The organism is Nocardia rhizosphaerae (genome assembly GCF_042650365.1).
Classification (GTDB): domain Bacteria; phylum Actinomycetota; class Actinomycetes; order Mycobacteriales; family Mycobacteriaceae; genus Nocardia; species Nocardia rhizosphaerae.
Genome location: NZ_JBHSBA010000015.1, coordinates 679,619 through 697,565, shown reverse-complemented (window position 1 = coordinate 697,565; position 17,947 = coordinate 679,619). Strand labels below are relative to the sequence as shown.

The window sequence follows — 17,947 nt, the reverse complement described above, 5'->3', positions numbered from 1 at the left end:
GCCGGCGGCTCGGACGGTCAGTAGTCTCCGGGCGCCCTCGGGATTCTGCCGATCGGATTCCTCGGCGCGGAGTGCGGCGAACGGCGCGAGAGCGTGATCACGCGAAAACTTCCTCATGGTGTGGAGAAAGCGTTGTTTCGTTCGTCGTCCTGGTAGAGATGGGGTCGATCGGGCCTCTCGGAAAACGAGGAAGGTGACGTGATGCATTATCTGGTGACACTGGTGGGACGTGAGGACACCCCCGCTGCCCAGCCCGGCACGCCGGAGTTCGACGCCGAGGTCACGCGGTACGCGGAGTTCGAGGAGCGCGAGGGCGCGGCGGTCGCGGGTGGCGCGGCGCTGTTCCCCTCGTCGGAGGCGATGCAGGTGCGGCGCGCGAGCGGGCAGACGCTGATCACCGACGGGCCGTTCACCGAGCAGGCCGAGGTGGTCGGCGGGTTCTATGTCTTCGAGGCCGACGACCTGGACGAGGCGATCCGGCTCGCGCGGCAGCTGCCCGCCGTCGACAGCGACGCGGTGGAGGTGCGCCCGCTCATGGAGTGGACGCCGCACGACACCCCGGCCGCGGACTGGTGGCTGGCCCTGCTGTGGGAGCAGCCCGCGGCCGTGGTCGAACCGGGTACTCCGGAGTGGGAGGCGATGGCGACCGAGCACACGCGTTTCGGTGAGAAATACGCGCAGTCCCTGCGCGGTGGTGGCGCGTTGCGACCGCCGTCCACCGCGACAACGGTGCGGGTGCGCGACGGGCAGCTCCTGCTGACCGATGGCCCCTACCCCGAGTTCGCCGAGGTCGTCGACGGGCTGTATCTGTTCGCCGCCGAGAACCGGGATCGCGCGAAGGAGATCGCCGCGGCCATCCCGCTGGGCGCCGGTGGACGCACCGAGGTGCGCCAGATCGTCGATCTGGAGAGCTGACCGTGCGCGACGACCCGGCCGGGACGATCGATGCGGTGTACCGCGCGGAGTTCGGCCGGGCCGTTGCGACCGTTGCCGCGCTGACCGGCGATCTCGGACTCGCCGAGGACGCGGTGCAGGAGGCATTCGCCGACGCGGTGCGCACCTGGCCGCACCGCGGGCGGCCCGACAATCCGGGCGCGTGGATCACCACCGCGGCCCGGCATCGCGCCCTCGACCGGTTGCGGCGCGAATCCGCGCGGCCGGACAAGGAATACGGCGCGGCGATGCTGCGCGCACCGGTCGAGGAGGCCGAGGTGTCCCCGGTGGCCGACGACCAGTTGCGGATGATATTCACCTGCTGCCACCCGGCGCTCTCACCGTCGTCGCAGGTGGCGTTGACGCTGCGGCTGGTGTGTGGTCTGCGCACCGCCGAGATCGCGCGGTTGTTCCTGCAGCCGGAACACACCGTCGCGCAACGACTCAGTCGGGCCAAGGCGAAGATCCGCCAGGCCGGGATCCCGTTGCGCGTGCCACCGGCGCATCTGCTGCCCGATCGGGTGCCGGTGGTGCTCGCCTGTGTGTATCTGGTGTTCACCGAGGGGTATTCGGCGACCGCGGGCCCGGCCGCTGTGCGCGCGGAACTGTGCGACGAGGCGATCCGGTTGGGCCGGCTGGTGTGCGGATTGCTGCCCGGCGAGCCGGAGGCGCGCGCATTGCTGGCGCTGATGTTGTTGCAGGACAGCAGACGTGCCCAGCGCTGCTCGGCGGACGGTGAGTTGGTGTCGTTGGCGGACCAGGATCGTTCGCGGTGGAACCACGCGGCGATCGCGGCGGGCCTGTCCTGTCTGGCATCGGTCGCCGACGGCGCCGGGCCGTACCTGGCGCAGGCACGGATCGCCGCGGCGCACGCGAGCGCGCCGAGCTGGCCGGACACGGATTGGCACGCCGTACTCGCCGGCTACGACGAACTGCTCGGATACGCCGACTCGCCGGTCGCCCGAGTGAACCGGGCGGTGGCCGTCGGCTTCGCGCACGGCTTTCCCGCCGGCCTGGCGGCCCTCGACGCCGCCGCAGCCGACCCGCGCCTGACCGGAACCCACCTCGTCCACGCCACCCGCGCCGATCTGCTCCGCCGCGCGGGCCGCCCGCGCGAGGCCGCCGACCACTATCGGGCCGCCCTGACCACGGCGGGCAACGAACAAACCCGCCGCTTCCTGATGCGTCGCCTCGCCGAAGTCGACCCCGAAGGGTAGGCACCCGGCCCGACGATCTTGACTATTGGTAACCTATGGGTTACCAATAGTGGGTGGATGTGTTCGAGGCGCTGGCCGACCCCGTACGTCGCGATCTGCTCGAGCGGCTCGCGACAGCACCGGCGCGCGTCGTCGATCTCGCCGCCGAATATCCGATCAGCAGGCCGGCGATCAGCAAGCATCTGCGGCTACTCACCGAAGCGGGTCTGGTCACGGCCGAACCACACGGACGCGAACGGCACTACCGCCTGGCCTCGGCCGGGCTCGAACCACTACGGCGCTATCTCGAGCGGTTGCGGCCCACCGGTCCGCCGATTCCCGAACACGCCCTCGACGGGCTCGAACTCGAGGTCCGCCGCACCACCAGGGAACGCCGCAGCACCGGCACCCACCCCGACAAGGAGCAGACAGCATGACCACTCCCACCGCGACCGGACACCGCCGCGACCTCTCCGACGGCACCTATTGCGAATGGACACGCACCTTCCACGCGCCGATCGAGGACGTCTGGGCCGCCGTCACCGAACCGCAGCGGCTCGCACGCTGGCTCGGCACCTGGACCGGAGACCCAGCGACCGGCGAGGTCACGTTCCAGATGCTGTTCGAAGACGACATGCCCGCCGAAGGGTTCCGCATCGACGAGTGCGAGGCGCCGCACCGGCTGCGGATCACCACCTCGATGCCCACCGACGGCGAAGACCCCGAAAGCTGGCAGCTGCGCCTCGACCTCACCGAAGCGGCCGGCATCACCACCCTGACCTTCGCCCAGAACCTGCCCGACCCCACCATGGCCGAGAATGTCGGACCCGGCTGGGACTATTACCTCGACCGGCTGGTCGCCGCGGAAGCCGGCCGCGACCCCGCCACCGTGCGCTTCGACGACTACTACCCGGCGCTGTCCGAGTACTACCGCACGGAATTCGGCGGCACGAACGAGACGCCAGGAGCGCGGACCGATCAGCTGAAGGGGTAGGTTGCGCACAGTGACCACCTGGACCGCGAAACTCGATCGTGGATCGGAACGCCGCCGGGCAGCGATGAGCCCGCGGTCCTGGTCAACCCGGGGTCCGGCGCGCGGGATGTCGGTGGCGGCGGCTCCGGCATCGACGATCGCGGGCGCCAGGCCGGTTCGGTGCGAGCATCGGTGTCGCCTCGGCACCGTCCGGGTGGGTCAGGGGCGCTCGGTGGGGAGCTCGCCGTACAGCTGGCGGGCGCGCACGATCAGCAGGGGCAGCAGGATGGTGCGCCAGGTGGGCAGATGGACGGGGTCGGCCCCGGCGCGCTCGACGAACTCGGCTCCGGTGTCGTCGATCTCCAGCCCGACCGCGACGGCGAACTCCCGTCTGAGCATCTCGGCGAACTCCCCGGCGGTTCCCGGCGGTGCCACGGCACATATCTTGTCGCGCAACACATCCCACACGACCGGATCCCCGGCCGCGCCCCACTGCTTCGGCCGCCGGTCGAACAGTCGCGCGATCTCGGAACTCTCAGGCATCCGCCGCATCCTACCGACCGCCGGTGTGCCCATCGCACGGCCCGGCTGCGTGCGGGCGGCGACTGTCACGGTGTGTCGAGCACTTCCTGCAGGCGTGCGGCGAAAGCGGCGGGTGTGCTGACGAATCCGGTGTGATCGCCGGGGAAGATCACGGGGTCGGCGCCGAGGACGGTGGTCAGTGCACGGGCGGCGCGGTCGCAGAACTGTCCGGCCGAGTCGGCGCCGATCCCGACGATGACCCGGGTCGCGATCTCCCGCAGCAGCGCGGGGTCGGGCACCCAGCCGGTTGTCGCGGCGAGTTCGTTGGCGAACCAGTAGTCTTCGCTGGCGAGCTGACGCGGATCGCGGTCGTCGCCGAAGTGTTCCCGCAGTGCGGGTTCGGGGATCGGGATGCCGGCGAGGGCGAAGAATTTCCGCCACGCACCGACCCGGTCCCCCGCGCCGTGGGTGGCGATGATGTCCGCGGTGTCGGCACGGAGCGGGTCGGCGTCGGGCAGCAGTTCCCGTAGCGGCGGTTCGTGCGCGATGACGGTGGTCACCAGATCGGGGCTGGTCTGGGCCAGCGCCAGTGCGCCGACAGCGCCGCCGCTCGAGCCGAACACGACGGCGGGGCCGGTGTCGAGGTGGGTGATCAGCCGGGCCAGGTCGTCGGCGCGGGCCCGCACCGACGATTCCTGCCGTGGATCGTCGACGACACTGCCGAAATGTCCCCGCGGATCGGTGGTGAGTACCGTGTTGGTGGCGGCCAGCTGTTCGGCCAGCGGCGTGAACGCGGCGGCGTTCATCGGCGCGCCGATGAGCACGAGCAGCGGGCCCGTCCCCCTGATCTCGTAGTACAGGCGGGCATCGGACACCACGAGGGTGCCGGTGCTGACGGCGGAACTGGCGGTCATCTGCGTCTCCTGGATCTCGGCTACAGCTAGCACTCATTGAGACGGTGCCCGCCACCAGAACTCATCGCCGCCCGCCGGAACTCCTCTCCGTGTTCAGCGCCCGAGCGCCTCCGGCGGGTCGAACCCGGCCGCGATGGCGGTCAGGTCGGCAGCGCCGAGTCCGTTCGACTCGGCGCGCCGGTACCCGTCCAGGGCGGTCCGCGCCATGGGCGTCTGCACCCCGACATCCTCGGCCAGCGCCGCCAGGTAGTCCAGATCCTTGGCGACGAGGTGTACCGGGAAGTTCGGCGAGAAGTCCCCGGTGCTCATCACTCCGATCGCGCGGGCGAGGGCCGGACTCGTCACCGGCAGCTCGGTCAGGATGCGCAGCGATTCGCCGTGGTCGAGATCGGTGCTGCGCAGAACCCGGAGAAGTTCGGCCGCGGTGGCGACCTGGGTGGCCAGCGACGCGTTGACGATCAGTTTCAGCGTGGCGGCGGCACCGTACGCGCCGACATGGTGGATCCGGGACGCGCTGACCTCCAGTACGGCCCGGACATCGGTCAGGACGTCGGCGGGTCCGCCTGCCAGATGGACCAGGGCACCGGCTTCGGCCTGCGGCCGTGATCCGATCATCGGCGCTTCGAGAAACCGCAGTCCGGCAGCGTCGGCCGCCGCGGCGAGCCGCCGGATCCAGCCCGGTGACAGCGTGCTCAGTTCGACCGCGGTGGTGCCCGGCGCCGCGGCCGCCGCGATCCCGGTCGCCGGATCGAGCCACACCTGTTCGGACGCCGCGTCGTCACGCACCGCGACGAGGACCACGTCGGCCTTGGCGGCGGCCTCGGCGGGTGATCCCGCCGCGGTCGCACCCGCCGCGACCAGCCGCTGTACCGGTTCCGGGGACCGGTTGGCCACCCGCACCGAATAGCCTCGGGCACAGAGGTTGTGCGCCAGCCGCGAACCCATCGCGCCGAGGCCGACCACCGCGACCCGGGGAAGTCTCCCGGTCACTGCGCTGCCCCGGCGAAGGCGCGCTCGAAGCCCTTGGGATCGCTCCACCACAGTGCCGACATCTCCGTCGCGGCCGGATCGGGGAAGATGTCGGGGTGCCCGGCGGCGACGCCCGCCAGGATCCCGTCGGCGACCGTGCGTGGCGCGGCCTTGGCCATCTCGTCGAAGGCCGCGACCATGTCGGTGTCGATACCGGCCGGGTACACGCCGTGCACGGCGATGCCGCGTTCCCGCAAACCGGGGCGCATGGCCTGGGTGAGGGAGTGCAGCGCCGCCTTGGACGCGGAGTATCCCGCCATCGGCGGGGTGGCGGCCAGCGCGAGCAGCGACAGCACGTTGACCACGGCCCCACCGCCTGCCCGCTCGATGACCGGCACGAACGCGCGGATCAGGTCGAGTGTGCCGGTGAAGTTCGTGGCCAGTTCGGCGGCGATGTCGTCGCGCCGTGCGGCGAACGGATCCGCGAAGCGGGCGGTGCCGGCGTTGTTGATCAGCAGCGTGACATCGGGCGCCTGGTCGACGGCGGCGGCGATGTCGGCCGGGGAGGTCAGCTCGAGCTGGATCGGGATCACCCGATCCTGATGCCCAGTCAAGGATTCGGGGTCGCGGACCGCCGCGTACACCCGCCGGGCGCCGCCGTCGAGCAGGGCCTCGGTCATGGCGCGACCGAGGCCGCGGTTCGCGCCGGTCACCAGGGCAACGGAGTTGTGAATATCCATGCCGGAAACGCTAAGGACCGGCGAGTTATCAGTCCAATACGAATTCTTCTTCCAGTGATCGGTCCAGTTGATTACCGCAGGTCTCGAGGATGAGGTCGTGCAGCAACGCCGCGCCGGAATGTTCGCTGCCGACCAGTCGCGCCGGACCGGTAACCAGACGTGGTGCCGGGCCGGTCAACGAACGGCACACGACGCCGGAGCGCACGAGCGCGCCCGCCACCGATCGCGCGACGAACGCGACGCCGGAACCCGCCGCTACCAGCGCCAGGATCGTCTGCAGACCGGTGGCCTCGTGGGCGATGCGCGGCGCGAAACCCGCCGCGACACAGGCGTCGGTGTAGCGGTCGTAGGTCTGCGGCTCCAATTCGCGGGGAAACAGCACGAACGCGTCGTGCGCCAGGTCGGCCAGGTCGATGGCCTCCGCCCCGGCCAGGCGATGTCCGGCGGGCAGCGCGATCCCGACGGGCTCCTCCAGCACCGGTGTCGCCGTCAGCCCGGCACGCGGGTCGACCGGCAGATGCAACAGCCCCAGATCGAGCAACCCCAGCCGCAACAGCCGCACCTGGTCGGCGGTCTTGCGCTCCTCGACCCGAATCTGCAGCGCCGGGTAACGCTCCCTGGCCGCGCGCACGACCGCAGGCAGTGCGCTGTACAGCGCCGTCCCGACGAACCCGACCCGAACGGTCGCCAGCTCACCGCGCGCCACCCGGCCGCCGTCGTCGACGATCCGGCTGGCCTCCCCGAGCAGCCGGTGCGCGCCCGCGAGCAGGACCTCGCCCGCAGCGGTGAGCCGCACGTCGCGCCGGGTCCTGGCCAGCACCTGATATCCCAGCGCCGCTTCCAGCGCCTTGACCCGGTAGCTCAGCCCCGGCTGACTCAGGTGCAGCCGGGCCGCGGCCCGGCCGAAGTGCAGCTCGTCGGCCACCACCGCGAACAATCGCAGGTCGTCGAGGTCGACCGCGATTCCCTCGTCACCGATACCCGGCACCGCCACCACACTCCTCCGTGTCCGCACCAACGCCACCACGGTAACCGGGGGCCGCCGACGCCGGAGGGGGCGTCAGTTGTAGGCGTCCGCGACTCCGTCGAGCAGGCGTTCGAGGGTCTCGTAGGCGGGAACATCCACCACGTCGATCAGATCGGTGGGCACCGCCACCTTCCGCTCGGCGGCGATGGCGGCGAACTCGGCGCTGTCGCCGGTGCGGAACCCGTGTTCGGCGGCCAGCCTGCGCAGTTGCGGGTCTTCGGTGAGCAGCTTGCCGATCGTGTCGCCGGTGTCGTTCAGCGGGACCAGGGTGTGGTTGGACAGCACCGTCGGCGTCGGGTAGGTGAGCACCATGTCCGCGGCGATTTTGCCCTCCCCGGCCGCCTCGACGAACTGGGCCTCGTAGATGCAGACCAGCGGGGTCGGACCCATGCCGTTGGTGAGGTACTGGGTGAACGGGCCCTCGCTGCTGTTGTCGGTGTAGCCCTGGGCGAGGAAGAGTTTCGACAGCGCGGGCAGCACATGCTGTTCGGCGGTCGCACCGCGCACGATGGTGTGATCGTTGGCCACATAGCTCGCGATCGACAGATACATGGCCGCGGAGTTGGAGCTGCGCGGATCGGTGGTCGAGACCAGGATGTTCTTGGCCACCGGGTAGGTGGTGTTGCCGGGCAGGTCGTCCCATTGCACGCCGGTGCCGGTCAGCTCCAGATAGCGGTTCATATCGAAGACCGGGACCGCCCCCGGTGCGATCACCCCGGCCGCGGTGAGCAGGTCCGCGATCGGGCGGTAGGTCGCGATCGCGATCGGCGACGCGAACGGCGTGTACTTGACGGTGATGTTCTGCTGACGCTGGATGCGTTCGGCGGCGGGACTGCTCGACGGGAACGCGAAATCGAACTCCGTGAGGTCGACGGTGGTCGCGATCTGGCGCGACCCTGCCGGTTCCACCTCCACCCGCACACCATGGTCGGCGAGTACCCGCACCACCCGCTCGTCACGGAAGAACGACACCTTCTCCGAGCCGACGACACCGCGCACCAGCGCGGGCGGCGCACCGGCAGGCGCCGCGGCCGGGGTCTCGGCGCCGCCGGGAAGCAGCGTCACGCCCGCGGCGACCGCGGCGGTGACGGTGACCGCCCCGATCGAGAGGGGCAGCACCCCGCGCCTGCTCACCACCCGCTTGGCCCGCTCGCTCATCGACGGCTGCTGTTCGGGCTGCGCCGCCACGGCGCGGGCAGGCACCGGGATACGCACGGCAGGCTCGGCGTCGCCCAGTTCGTTACGCACGATCCGCTCGACCAGGATCGGCACGAACTCCCGGATCGGTTTGCCGGCGAAGCGTTCATGGGCCGCGCCGATCGCCGAGGTCACCTGATCGGCGGGGACGTTCTCGGACAGGTCCTCGACCAGGGTCTCGGTCATCCGCCGCATCGCCAGCTGTTCCCGCTGGACGGTATCGGCGGATTCGCCGGGGGTAACGCGCGACACGACATCTCTCCTTGGCACACATCGGGCTGCGGACACGGCGCGTCGACCCGGCCTCCCGGGCGTACGCCGCGGGCCACGCTACCGGCGCCGAGCACAGTTGCCCCAGCGGTGAACGGTCGGGCACGCAGTGTTCGCCGCCCGATCCGCAGACCGCAAGATGCCGTTGGCCCGGCGTTCGCGAAAACCACGAATTCCGTACTGCGCGTAGAGGATCGGCTACGCCTGCTCGGCCGCCGCCTGCTCCGGTGCCGGGCGCGACCGCAGCACACCGGGCACCACCCCACCGGTGAGCAACTCGAGCACCCCGATGACGACCAGCGCGGCCCCGGCGACATTGGCCAGCCCGGTGACGGTCTGGAACTTCATGGCGATCACCGCGATCCCGATCACCGCGGTGCACAATCCACACACCTCGTGCAGCCAGCTGTCGGCCCGCTGGTCCTCCCACACCGCGACCAGCGCCTGCACGATGCCGCGCACCGCCCACCCGATCCCGATCCACAGCGCCAGCAGTTCGATATTGCCGCCGCTGTAGGCGAGCGTCGCCAAGGCCATCGTGAGTACCGCGCTGACCAGGACCAGGACGCGCAGTAGCGGCGAGATCCTGGCCCGCACCGCCAGATAGCCCTGCATCAGCGCACTCACCAGCAACATGCTGCCGAACAGCAGTGCCAGGCTCGATTCGGTGCGCCCCGGCCACACCAGGGTGGCGAGGCCGAGCACGATCGAACACCCGCCGGCGATCCGCATCGCCTGCCGGGTGTCGGCGCTCGGTTTCCCCTCCCCGTCGTTCACGGGCACGTGCCAACGATAGGCCCGAAACCGCGGATAGCCGACGATTTGCCGTTGTGTGGCGCGGCATCGGCGCCGGGTCAGAAGAACCAGCCGAGTTCCGGGGCGCGGTCGGTGGTGAACGCCGCGTCGAGATCGCGCAGCGCGGCGGGGTTCTCGACCCGGATCCGATGCCCGGCAGCGAGGTCGCGAGCCCGGTGGGCACCGAAATACAGGGCGCCGAGCACAGCGATGTCGCCGGTGAGCTCGGCGCGCCGGTCGGTGGGTTCGCATTCGGCGATCCCGTCGCGCACCCGCAGGGCGAAGGTGCCGCCTGCCGCGCGGAACGGGTCGTGCACCGAGAGCACGGTGTCGACGTCGTGCCGGTACGTGCGCGCGGTCAGCGCCGCGGGTACATCCATCAGCCGCGCCCACAGGGTGTCGCCGTGCCGGATGACCCGCACCGCCCTGGGGTCGGTCAGCAGATAGCGCAGCGGATCGTCGGCGGCGATCTCGGCTTCCACCGTGTCGACCAGGTCCATGCCGAGCAGCACCCGCCACAGCGCGGCATGCGCGTCGGTGGTCAGCGCCCGGAATTCCCAGACCGCGAGCGCGGACCGATTGTCGCGGTAGTGCCGCCGGTAGAGGGCATACCCGTCGGGATGGACGACCGCGAACAGGGAGGTGCCGCCGCCGCGCTGCCGTTCGATATCGGCGAAGAACAGTTCCCACTTCGCTTCCGGCCGTACCTGGGCGCCGGGGACCACCCGCTGCCATCGCTGGTAGATGTCGCGGATATGGGGTGCCGCCTCGGTAAGGGTCGCCATCGAGACTCCGCCCGGATCCGGTGTGGTCGGGCGGAATTCGGCGCGCCGGGGGTCGATCCCGACTGTGTCGGCCACGATCGCGGTGTCGTAGCCGAAACGGCCGTAGATCGTGCCCTCGCTGGCGGTGAAGATCGTCAGCGGCAACTCGTCGGCCTCGGTGCGGGCATGCTGGGCGGTGTAGAGCTCGCGCAGGATTCCGCGCCGCCGATGGGTGGGCGCGACGGCGACACCGGAGACACCGCACGCGCGCACACTGCGCTCCCCCGGCACAGTCACCGTCATAGTCCGGTCGACGGTGTGCCCGACGATCCGGTCACCGTCGACGGCAACCAGGGACCGTTCGACCGGGAACAGCTCGCCTTTCAGCGCGGCTTCGTCCGCGCCGAGGCGCATCCCGAAACCGGTTTCCTGCAGATCGATGATCGCCGCGCTGTCCGCCGCGGTCGCCGACCGGATCGTTACGCTCTTCGTCGATGCCATATCGGTACCTTCCCACGGTACCCCCGCCGGGCACATCCGGTTTTCGCGGCGGGGGCTACCCCCGGCCGAGCATCGCGCGCAGGTCGGGCAGGTTCCCGATGCGCTGGCCCGCGGGCCGGCCTGGCACGGCGGTCTGCGGCGAGCCGGTATCGCGCAGCAGCGACCTGATCTCGTCGGGGGTGGCCCGGTTCGATCCACGGATGCCCTGATAGGCGGCGACGGCGCCGACCACGATCGGGGATGCGCTGGAGGTGCCGCTGAACTCGTCGGTGTACCACAGGTCCTCGTCGCCGCCGCCCTGTAGATCGCCGTAGCCGGTGGTGGTGACCTCCCGGCCCCAGCCCTGGACATCGAGCCGCGCACCGTAGTTCGAGAACGGCAGGCGGGATCGAGCGGGACCATGGTCTCGGCCGTGCAGCCCTGGCGGCGGCGCGCCTGCGCCGACCAGCACGGCACCGGAATCGGCGGACCCACCGCGGAACGGGTTGTGCCAGGTCGCCGGGAAGTCACCGGGCCTGGCGTCGTAGACCGGGTCGTCGAGGTTCTCGTTGCCGTTGCCTGCGGCTTCCACGACGACGATGCCGCGGCCGACGGCGTAGCGGATGGCGGCGAAATCGTCGGGCCACCATTCGACGGCGATGTACCCGCGCTGGTCGGGTTGTCCCCGGTAGTCGAATCGCGGTCCCGGCCGGTGCAATTCGATCAGCAGCACATCGCCGGGATCGAGGGTGTCCGCGGCGGATCTGATCGCGGTCGCCGACCCGATCCCGAACACCGAGATCGCCCGGATATGCGCCTCGGGTGCGATTCCGGTGACCCCCACCGCGTTGAGGTCACCGCTGATCTCGCCGGCCACGGCGGTGCCATGATTGCGCCACCCCAGATCGGTCGACGAGGTCCCGCCGATCACGCCACCCTGGTTCTGGCGCAGGTCCTCGTGGGTGAACCGCCACGCACCCTCGATATCGATCACCCGCACCCCGGCGCCGAGCCCGCCGGGCCTGGTGTGTGCCCAGGCCGCGTCGATCCCGGTCGGCGCCGCGTCCAGATATCCTTGCCGGTCACGGAAGTCGGGGGTCACCGCGGGCGCGTCGGGGGCGGCGACGTTCTCGGTCAGCGGAGCGAGCGGAAGCTCGGCCGCCGGTTTCACGTAGGCGGCGGCGACGGCGTCGTCACGACGTAACCGGTCGGCGAGCTCCCCCAGGTCACCCGCCTGTCCCTGGACCGTGAAGTAGCTCAGGTAGTCGCAGGCGGCGGACGCCTGCGGTGTCCCGGCCAATCGCGCGGCCAACCGGTTGTCCGGGCCGAAGATCGGCACCAGATGCGCGGCATCGGGCAGTATCCGGTCCAGGTGGGCGCGGGCGGACCGGTTCTCCCGCAGGGCGATCGGGGTGATCCGCGGCCCGGCCGACGTGGTGACGACAACGAGTTCGGCGGGTGCGACCGCGGGCCCCGGCACCCCCGGGCGCCGCTGCCTGCTCGGTCGAGCGGTGGAAGCCATGCCTACCAGTGAACAGGCTCCGCCGCCGGCCCGCCAGCATTGCGCCCCAACCGGATTCGAACAGGCGCGGCGTTTACCTAGGACAGCACGATCGCCAGGGTCGTGGCGCCCGCGCCCAGCACCATCGCCGCCACCACGAGGATCGCGATGAGCCGGATGCGCGGCGAGGGCCCGGTGTAGGTGTCTTCGTCGTCCTGCCACGCGGCGAGCTCGGCGGCGGAGAATTCCCGGGTGGATTCGAGTGGCCCTGGCTGGTCGGTCATGGCGCCTACGCTAGTCCACACCGTCGCTCACCGTGCCCGCGAGCGCGATCGGCTCCCCGGATTCGGCAGGCCGGCCCGCGGCGAGCAGTTCGTCGAGCTGGTGTTCGGCGCGTTCGGCGCGAGCCAGGGTTTGCCTGCGGGCGTCGTCGAGCGCCGCGATGCGGTGCGCGGCGTCGGCTCTGACCTGCTCGAGCGCGGCGGCCGATTCGCTCCGGTGTTGCGCGGCCTCGGCGGCCGCGGTGCGACGCAGTTCGGCGAGTTCGGCGCGGGTGCGGTCGAGTTCGGTGCGGGCGGTATCGAGTTCGGCGCGCGCCCTGCGCCACTCCTCGCGCGCCTCGGCGGCGGCTTCCACACGTTCGGCGGTGGCCTGTTCGGCGCGTTCGGTGGCGCGATCGGCGTCGGCGGCCCGCTGGATCGCCAGGTCGCGCTCGGCGGTACTGGCGGCAACGCGGGCGTCGGCATCGCGGCGCGCGGCGGCGATCTCGGCTTCGGCGCGCTGTTCGGCCTGGGCGATCCTCGCGGCCGCGTCCTGCTGCGCGGCCTCGGCCGCTTCGGCGGCCTCGCGTTGCGCGGCACGGATCGCGGTGTCGGCGTCGCTGCGGGCCACGAACACATCGTCGGCGGCCTGTTTGGTGAGCTGTTCGACCGAGGCGAGGACCTCGTCGCGGGCGGTGCGGGCCTCGGTCGTTGCCTGCTCGGCGGCTTCCGCGGCAGCGGCGGCGTCCTGAGCGACCGACTCGGCCATTGCCCGTGCGTCCTCGGCCTCGCGGCGCGCCTGCTCGGCGGTCACGGTCGCCATCTCGGCCTCCGCGATCCGGCGCGCCGCGTCGGCTTGCACCGCCTGGACCTGCGCTTCCGCGATGGACGGATCACCGAGGGTCTGCAGTTCGGCCACCGCGGCCGTCAGCGTCGTGCCCAGTTGCTCGGCCAGGCCGCGGAACTGTCCGAGCAGCTCGTCGGCCCGCAACCGCGCCGCCGTCACCGGCGCCTGTGGCGTCACAGTGACGGATTCCCCCACCCTCTCCGACTCCTGGAGCTGCCGCTGCCGCTCCCGCCATGCCCGCCATCGTGTGTGGTCGGGATGGTCGCAGTACTCGGAGGGACGTCCCGGGCCACCGCCGCGGGTAATGGGCTTGGTGCAGCCGGGGAAGTTGCAGACGCTCGACACCGGAGAATCGTAACGTTGATTTCGTCAATTCCACACGTATTACACGAAACGAAATCCGTGTCGCCCGTACACATCTCGATGTGAGGACCCCTCCGGCTGACCGCCGATAAGTGAACATTATCGGCGGTCAGACTTCAGGTGACGTTTGCATGGCCTTGCCTGATTTACGTTTTCGTTTGGTTGGTGCATACGCTACGTATATGCAACGAAACGCATCGGAAACTAGGGACGGTGGTACGACCGTGCGACATCCGTCGATGCGGTTGACTTGTAGCCCGAGCGCTGAGCAGGGGGCCTCCGGCTGCCTCGGACACTGGTTCCGCCAGAGTGGTCGGTCTTCGGAATCGGCGGACCGCCGGAGCTGCTCGCTCAGCGGGCGGTGCGGATCTCGTACTCGGTCTGGTCGATCACGCGCACGATCAGCCCGGGAGTGTGCTCGCGGCCGCCCTGATGCCGTTGCGTCATCTCCCAGCGCTCGGCCAGATAGGCCCCGGAATCCTGAAGCTGTCAGGACGTGCAAAGTAGCATTGGTGGCAGGCGATTTCGTCTAGCGTGACCGGGCGTGCGTCAGGAGTGGTCGCCCGAGGATCTGATCGGGTCGTGGATGCTGGTCGGGAACGACTGGCAGTTGGTGGGAAACAAGGCCGGGGCGACTCGGTTGGGTTTCGGGTCTTCCTGAAATTCTTCGAGTCGGAAGCCCGGTCTCCTCGCGGCCCGGAGGAATTGCCTGCTGTAGCGATCGTCTACATGGCTGAGCAGCTGAAGGTCGATCCGATAGAGCTCGACGCCTATCCGTGGTCTGGCCGGTCGGCCAAGTACCACCGCGAACAGATCCGGGAGGAATTCGGCTTCCGTGGGTTCAGTGTCGGTGATGAGGACAAGCTCGCCCGCTGGTTGGCCGCCGAGGTATGTCCGGTCGAGCTGCGCGAGGAACAGCTGCGTGAAGCACTGCTGGTGCGCTGCCGGGTGGAACGGATCGAACCCACGACGCCGGGACGGATCGAACGGTTGATCGGGTCGGCGCGGCGCCGCTGGCACGAGGACGGAATCTGTTGGCGGAGTTGAAGTCCGGTCCGGGCAAAGCCAGCTTGGAGACACTGTTGCGGGAGGTGGACAAACTAGCCGCGGTGCGCGCGCTCGAGTTGCCGCCGGACTTGTTCACCGATGCGCTGGTGGATCTGCTGATCGAGCTGGTGCACAAGGTGAACACACGGGCGGATCGGCGGGTGGAGAACGAGCTGACCGAGGACCTGCGACGAGTGCGCGGCAAGGACAACATCGTGTTCCGGCTCGCCGAAGCGGCCGTCGATCACCCCGACGGCATCGTGCGCGAAGCCTTGTACCCGGTGGTCGGGGAGAAGACGTTGCGGGAACCGGTGAAAGAGGCCAAGGCCAACGACCGGGTGTTCCAGGCACGAGTCCGGACTGTGTTACGCAGCTCGCCGAGGTCGGATCGAAGGGTTTGCGCGTGAGGCGGGGTCAGTCCTGCGGGTGCCTGGATGCGCGGAACAGGTAGGCATCGGCGGGGCGCGTGTATCGGACACCGCGCCCACCGGCGAGGAGCTGCTCGCGGGTCGGGTGCGGTAGTCGGGCGGGCTGGAAGTAGCGGTCGAGACCGTCGGTGGTCAGGCGATATACGCCGGAGCGGTGGTGGACGGCGGCGGCGAGTTCGAAGCGCGCGTTCAGGTGTGCGAGTCCGGCGTCGGCGTGGCTGTTGTTGGCCAGGAGCCATCCGCCGGGGCGCAGGCATCGGGCCACATGCTCGGAGATCGGTCCCGCGTAGAGCGAAATGGCCAGGTCCCATTGGGCGGCGGGTAGTTCGGCGAGAGTGCGCGTGTAGTCGCCGGGGACGAAGGTGATGGCGGGTTCGACGGTGTAGCGGCGGTGAGCGCGAACCAGCGACAGCGGTGTCTCGGGATCGGCGAATGCCTTGCGGGCCCGCGCATCCGAATCCAGGTAGGTCACCTCGGGCCACACGTAGGAGGGGGCGATGTCGAGGTAGCTGCCGGGGTACAGCACTCGCTGCGCGCCGGTGCACTCGGCGACCGCGGTGTAGAGCGGGGTGCGATCGCCGATGCGCCGCAGGTAGTCGGGGAAACTCGCGAGAGCGGACATGGGGTGCCTCCGTGGGGTGCCGGACCGGACCGGCACCGCGTGCGGGAGCCGCGACGCCGGTGCCGCGAGGGGTGGTGTGGGTGGTTGCTCAGAAGAAGTCGGCGAAGTGGATCGCGTCGGCGGCGGCCGCGCCCGCGCCGGCGGAGTTCATCGCGCCCTGTTCAGTTGTGGCGAGGTCCCCAGCGGCGTAGAGCCCGGCGATGTTGGTTTTCTGATGCTCGTCGACGGTCACGAGGCCACCGGAATCCAGTGCCAGTCCGAGGGTTTCGGTGAGCCGGGTGATCAGCGACACTTGCCGCTGGGGCAGATGCCACAGCAGTGTCTGCCGTTCGAGGGTTCGGCCGTCGGTGAATTCGATCGCCGACAGCTCGCCGTCACGGTGCACGAAGCGGGCGATCTCGCCCTGGATCAGGTCGCTGCTCTGCTCGCGCAACCGGTTTCGGATCTCGCTCGCGCCCTCGAGGTCGGGCGGGGACAGAACCACCACGTCGGAAGTCCAGGCCCGGAACGCGTCGGGGACCATGGGGGCGAAGTCGGGTTCGGCGGCCATGACCGCCCAGGCACGGTCGGCGTTCTCCTCACCGACACAGAACGGGCAGTGGATGATCGTGCGGCCCCAACACGCCGCGAAGCCGTCGATATCGGGGTGGATATCGACCATGCCGGTGGCCAGCAGCACCGTCCCGGCACGCGCCTGGGTGCCGTCGGCGAGGGTCACGGTGAATCCGTCCTCGTCTCGGGTGATGTCGTGCGCGAGGGTGTCGGCGCGGGTGGCCAGGCCGTAGGCGTCGAGATCTTTCCAGGTGCGCGCACGCAGGTCGGCCGGGCTGATCCCGTCGAGCCCGATCAGGCCGTGCATGCCCTGAGAGGCGGCGTTGCGCGGCGGTTCGGGGGATTCCACGACGAGCGAGCGGTGACGGTAGCGGGTGAGCGCCATGGCCGCGGCCAGGCCGGCGGGGCCGCCGCCGACGATCACGGTGTCGTAGTGAATGGGATTCATGGGTGTGCCTCCAAGGGCGACTCGACCGGACGACTGACCAATGGTCATACTACTGACTGACGGTCATTCATGACAAGCCGATGGAGGTCACACCATGCCCGAGACCCAGCACACCCACGCATTCGACTGGGATGCCATCTACCGCGGCGACGGCAGCGACACGATGGCCCCGGACGAACTACTGCTCGCCCACACCGTCGACCTGACCCCGGGCACCGCGCTCGACCTGGGCTGCGGAGCGGGCGGCAACGCCCTGGAACTGGCGCGCCGAGGATGGCGGGTCACGGGCGTGGACATCGCCCCCCATGCCCTGGCCGGTGCCCGCGCCAGCGCCTGCGCGCGCGGACTGGACCTCGAACTCGTCCTCGGCGACAGCGTCGACTGGCAGCCCGAGAACCGATACGACCTGATACTGAGCTCCTACGCCCTACCGTTCGGCCCGACCGCGCAGGCCGCCACCTTCATGACCATCGCCGCGGCCCTGGCGCCCGGCGGAACGCTCGTGCTCGGCGAATGGGATGCAGAGCGCACCTCATGGTCGGCTCCGGGTGAGCTGATCACCGCCGCGGACCTGCGCGCGGGGATCACCGCGGCCGGGCTGCGGATCGAACGACTCGAGCGGGTGTCGGTCCCGGCGCACCGCCATCACGGCCACGAACCCGCCGTCGGCACGCAAGCGGCGCTGATACTTCTCGCTCACGCACCACATGACATTCTGGACCCGAGAAGTGACCGAACGTCAGTCGCTCGCGCAGACCGGTCAGGATTCCGCCGGCCTCGGCCATGTTGCGGGCGAATCGGTCGAACTTCGTCGTGGTCAGCACGACCTGCCGGTCGGTGACCGCGGCGGCTGAGGAGGTGACCGCAGTGAGCGCATTGTCCAGGCCGGTGCGGTTCTTGCGGGTGGTGCCGGAGAATCCACTGTCGATGAAGATCCGTTCGCGTGGGACTCCGAGTGCGAGGAGTTGGTCGGTTTGGATCTCGACGTCTTGCCCCGTCGGTGGAGCAGCGGCAGCACCCCACCCGGAACGGCTCACCCATGCTCGAATTGTTCCGGATAGCGGGGGTTGATCGGGATGGTTTCCGGAACACCCCTACG

Annotated in this window: 20 protein-coding genes and 1 pseudogene; 7 read left to right on the top strand and 14 right to left on the bottom strand. The window is 70.1% G+C overall.

Annotated features, from left to right (window positions below; all coding sequences use genetic code 11):
* The first annotated feature begins 201 nt into the window (after positions 1-201).
* The 4 genes from ACFOW8_RS25450 to ACFOW8_RS25435 are packed head-to-tail and all read left to right on the top strand — an operon-like array spanning position 202 to position 3,123.
* Positions 202-915, top strand: coding sequence for a YciI family protein (locus ACFOW8_RS25450; RefSeq protein ID WP_378554017.1), 714 nt, complete (start codon positions 202-204; stop codon positions 913-915).
* A gap of 2 nt (positions 916-917) precedes the next feature.
* A complete protein-coding gene (locus ACFOW8_RS25445) occupies positions 918-2,150 on the top strand; it encodes an RNA polymerase sigma factor (protein ID WP_378554016.1) in 1,233 nt (410 codons plus the stop codon).
* A gap of 53 nt (positions 2,151-2,203) precedes the next feature.
* On the top strand, positions 2,204-2,566 hold the full coding sequence (locus ACFOW8_RS25440) for an ArsR/SmtB family transcription factor (protein WP_378554015.1): 363 nt from the start codon (positions 2,204-2,206) through the stop codon (positions 2,564-2,566).
* Positions 2,563-3,123 carry an SRPBCC family protein gene (locus ACFOW8_RS25435; RefSeq protein WP_378554013.1) on the top strand — a complete coding sequence of 187 codons (561 nt, stop codon included), beginning with the start codon at positions 2,563-2,565 and terminating at the stop codon, positions 3,121-3,123. The genes ACFOW8_RS25440 and ACFOW8_RS25435 overlap by 4 nt, the downstream gene beginning before the upstream one ends.
* Positions 3,124-3,321: 198 nt before the next feature.
* Here the strand turns inward: ACFOW8_RS25435 and ACFOW8_RS25430 are convergent, their stop codons facing one another.
* The 11 genes from ACFOW8_RS25430 to ACFOW8_RS25380 all read right to left on the bottom strand — a co-directional run bounded on the left by ACFOW8_RS25430 (position 3,322) and on the right by ACFOW8_RS25380 (position 13,583).
* Positions 3,322-3,645, bottom strand: a complete 324-nt coding sequence (locus ACFOW8_RS25430; protein ID WP_378554012.1) for a hypothetical protein — start codon at positions 3,643-3,645, stop codon at positions 3,322-3,324.
* Between the two features lie 65 nt (positions 3,646-3,710).
* A complete protein-coding gene (locus ACFOW8_RS25425; protein WP_378554011.1) occupies positions 3,711-4,538 on the bottom strand; it encodes an alpha/beta fold hydrolase in 828 nt (275 codons plus the stop codon).
* A gap of 93 nt (positions 4,539-4,631) precedes the next feature.
* The gene (locus tag ACFOW8_RS25420) at positions 4,632-5,528 is read right to left on the bottom strand and encodes an NAD(P)-dependent oxidoreductase (RefSeq protein ID WP_378554010.1); all 897 of its coding nucleotides are present in this window, start codon (positions 5,526-5,528) and stop codon (positions 4,632-4,634) included.
* Entirely contained in the window at positions 5,525-6,247 is a 723-nt protein-coding gene (locus ACFOW8_RS25415) for an SDR family oxidoreductase (RefSeq protein WP_378554009.1), read from the bottom strand. Before ACFOW8_RS25415 ends, ACFOW8_RS25420 begins: the two co-directional genes overlap by 4 nt.
* Before the next feature lie 28 nt (positions 6,248-6,275).
* Positions 6,276-7,241 carry a LysR substrate-binding domain-containing protein gene (locus tag ACFOW8_RS25410; RefSeq protein ID WP_378554008.1) on the bottom strand — a complete coding sequence of 322 codons (966 nt, stop codon included), beginning with the start codon at positions 7,239-7,241 and terminating at the stop codon, positions 6,276-6,278.
* 66 nt (positions 7,242-7,307) lie between these two features.
* The gene (locus tag ACFOW8_RS25405; protein ID WP_378554007.1) at positions 7,308-8,723 is read right to left on the bottom strand and encodes a three-helix bundle dimerization domain-containing protein; all 1,416 of its coding nucleotides are present in this window, start codon (positions 8,721-8,723) and stop codon (positions 7,308-7,310) included.
* A 216-nt stretch (positions 8,724-8,939) separates the two neighbouring features.
* Positions 8,940-9,524, bottom strand: a complete 585-nt coding sequence (locus tag ACFOW8_RS25400) for an HdeD family acid-resistance protein (protein ID WP_378554006.1) — start codon at positions 9,522-9,524, stop codon at positions 8,940-8,942.
* Positions 9,525-9,595: 71 nt separating this feature from the next.
* Complete coding sequence (locus tag ACFOW8_RS25395) at positions 9,596-10,801, bottom strand: GNAT family N-acetyltransferase (protein ID WP_378554005.1); 1,206 nt, start codon at positions 10,799-10,801, stop codon at positions 9,596-9,598.
* 55 nt (positions 10,802-10,856) lie between these two features.
* The gene (locus tag ACFOW8_RS25390) at positions 10,857-12,302 is read right to left on the bottom strand and encodes a S8 family peptidase (protein WP_378554004.1); all 1,446 of its coding nucleotides are present in this window, start codon (positions 12,300-12,302) and stop codon (positions 10,857-10,859) included.
* A gap of 77 nt (positions 12,303-12,379) precedes the next feature.
* Positions 12,380-12,565 (bottom strand): hypothetical protein, encoded by a 186-nt coding sequence (locus tag ACFOW8_RS25385; RefSeq protein ID WP_378554003.1) that lies wholly within the window; start codon positions 12,563-12,565, stop codon positions 12,380-12,382.
* Between the two features lie 10 nt (positions 12,566-12,575).
* Positions 12,576-13,583 carry a hypothetical protein gene (locus ACFOW8_RS25380; protein WP_378554002.1) on the bottom strand — a complete coding sequence of 336 codons (1,008 nt, stop codon included), beginning with the start codon at positions 13,581-13,583 and terminating at the stop codon, positions 12,576-12,578.
* 702 nt (positions 13,584-14,285) lie between these two features.
* Between ACFOW8_RS25380 and ACFOW8_RS25375 the strand changes: the two genes are divergently transcribed.
* Positions 14,286-14,798 (top strand): DUF4158 domain-containing protein, encoded by a 513-nt coding sequence (locus ACFOW8_RS25375; RefSeq protein WP_378554001.1) that lies wholly within the window; start codon positions 14,286-14,288, stop codon positions 14,796-14,798.
* Positions 14,786-15,205: a hypothetical protein gene (locus tag ACFOW8_RS25370; RefSeq protein ID WP_378554000.1), complete on the top strand. Its 420-nt coding sequence runs from the start codon at positions 14,786-14,788 to the stop codon at positions 15,203-15,205. The genes ACFOW8_RS25375 and ACFOW8_RS25370 overlap by 13 nt, the downstream gene beginning before the upstream one ends.
* A 7-nt stretch (positions 15,206-15,212) precedes the next feature.
* Here the strand turns inward: ACFOW8_RS25370 and ACFOW8_RS25365 are convergent, their stop codons facing one another.
* Complete coding sequence (locus ACFOW8_RS25365; RefSeq protein ID WP_378553999.1) at positions 15,213-15,848, bottom strand: hypothetical protein; 636 nt, start codon at positions 15,846-15,848, stop codon at positions 15,213-15,215.
* Between the two features lie 88 nt (positions 15,849-15,936).
* Positions 15,937-16,848 (bottom strand): FAD-dependent oxidoreductase, encoded by a 912-nt coding sequence (locus ACFOW8_RS25360; protein WP_378553998.1) that lies wholly within the window; start codon positions 16,846-16,848, stop codon positions 15,937-15,939.
* Between the two features lie 94 nt (positions 16,849-16,942).
* Here ACFOW8_RS25360 and ACFOW8_RS25355 point away from each other — a divergent pair, with 94 nt between their 5' ends.
* Positions 16,943-17,689 (top strand): SAM-dependent methyltransferase, encoded by a 747-nt coding sequence (locus tag ACFOW8_RS25355; RefSeq protein ID WP_378553996.1) that lies wholly within the window; start codon positions 16,943-16,945, stop codon positions 17,687-17,689.
* Here ACFOW8_RS25355 and ACFOW8_RS25350 read toward each other — a convergent pair.
* Positions 17,652-17,885 (bottom strand): annotated as a pseudogene (locus ACFOW8_RS25350) (recombinase family protein); the annotation flags it as partial. The gene ACFOW8_RS25355 and the pseudogene ACFOW8_RS25350 sit on opposite strands and share 38 nt — an antisense overlap.
* Between the last annotated feature and the right edge of the window lie 62 nt (positions 17,886-17,947).

Coding starts and splice junctions, on each gene's coding strand:
- ACFOW8_RS25415 (WP_378554009.1), bottom strand. CDS start 6,247: ATGGATATTCACAACTCCGTTGCCCTGGTGACCGGCGCGAACCGCGGC.
- ACFOW8_RS25425 (WP_378554011.1), bottom strand. CDS start 4,538: ATGACCGCCAGTTCCGCCGTCAGCACCGGCACCCTCGTGGTGTCCGAT.
- ACFOW8_RS25365 (WP_378553999.1), bottom strand. CDS start 15,848: ATGTCCGCTCTCGCGAGTTTCCCCGACTACCTGCGGCGCATCGGCGAT.
- ACFOW8_RS25435 (WP_378554013.1), top strand. CDS start 2,563: ATGACCACTCCCACCGCGACCGGACACCGCCGCGACCTCTCCGACGGC.
- ACFOW8_RS25385 (WP_378554003.1), bottom strand. CDS start 12,565: ATGACCGACCAGCCAGGGCCACTCGAATCCACCCGGGAATTCTCCGCC.
- ACFOW8_RS25450 (WP_378554017.1), top strand. CDS start 202: ATGCATTATCTGGTGACACTGGTGGGACGTGAGGACACCCCCGCTGCC.
- ACFOW8_RS25390 (WP_378554004.1), bottom strand. CDS start 12,302: ATGGCTTCCACCGCTCGACCGAGCAGGCAGCGGCGCCCGGGGGTGCCG.
- ACFOW8_RS25355 (WP_378553996.1), top strand. CDS start 16,943: ATGCCCGAGACCCAGCACACCCACGCATTCGACTGGGATGCCATCTAC.
- ACFOW8_RS25430 (WP_378554012.1), bottom strand. CDS start 3,645: ATGCCTGAGAGTTCCGAGATCGCGCGACTGTTCGACCGGCGGCCGAAG.
- ACFOW8_RS25395 (WP_378554005.1), bottom strand. CDS start 10,801: ATGGCATCGACGAAGAGCGTAACGATCCGGTCGGCGACCGCGGCGGAC.
- ACFOW8_RS25360 (WP_378553998.1), bottom strand. CDS start 16,848: ATGAATCCCATTCACTACGACACCGTGATCGTCGGCGGCGGCCCCGCC.